At 43.8% G+C, this 777-nt stretch carries 1 protein-coding gene and 1 pseudogene; both read left to right on the top strand.

Annotated elements, in window-relative coordinates; all coding sequences use genetic code 11:
- Positions 1 to 406 (top strand): OsmC family protein (locus R7R24_RS26315; protein ID WP_318120064.1); only part of this gene is annotated, 406 nt, incomplete at its 5' end.
- A gap of 179 nt (positions 407 to 585) precedes the next feature.
- A pseudogene (locus R7R24_RS26320) lies at positions 586 to 777 on the top strand (DUF2804 domain-containing protein); the annotation flags it as partial.

Consider the following 777-nt stretch of genomic DNA (forward strand, 5'->3'; position numbering starts at 1 on the left):
CAGTAGAGCGCACACTTGGCGCTTTGATGGCGGTTTGTTAGTTCCTGCTTCGCCATCTCCTTATGTTGTTCCGTTGCCGCTGTCGGTAGAAGAAAACGTCGATCCCGAAGAGGCGTTTGTTGCGGCACTTTCTAGTTGCCATATGTTGGTTTTCCTTTCGATTGCAGCAAAGCGTCGTTATGTGATCGACTCTTATGTTGATGCAGCTGAAGGGGAGTTGGCCGTTGGTGAAAATGGAAAAGAGTGGGTTTCGAGAGTGGTGTTAAATCCGAAAGTTGTATTTTCTGGTGATAAGCAGCCAAGCTATGAGCAATTGGAAAAAATGCATCACATGGCGCATGAAAACTGTTTTATCGCGAATTCGGTGAAAACGGAGATCGTGACCAATATTCTTCATTCTGATTAATGCTCTACAGCCAAGCTAAAACTCTAAATCGCAGCGATAGTGATGAGATATGAGTGACCTGTTTCACACTATTGCTTCGTTGCCTGCCTTAAATGCGTGATTGTTGTGCAGTCGCGCAACTCGTTTGTTGTTAAATTAATGTTAATCTTGTGCCATGTGTGATTAGTAAAGTCAGAATCATGGACGTAATTAAGCCTTTGGACTCATTTATTCAGCAAGATGGTATGCCGGTTTTTGGGCACTTGTCGGCGATTCCAAGATCACTCGATTTAGAGTCATTTCAATATCTCAATGAGATGGACAATCCTGTATCGAAGTGGCGAAAACATTTCGATTACAAGCAGTTCCAGTTCGTGTCTCTCGTGACGCCT

Source organism: Vibrio sp. 704 (assembly GCF_033339295.1).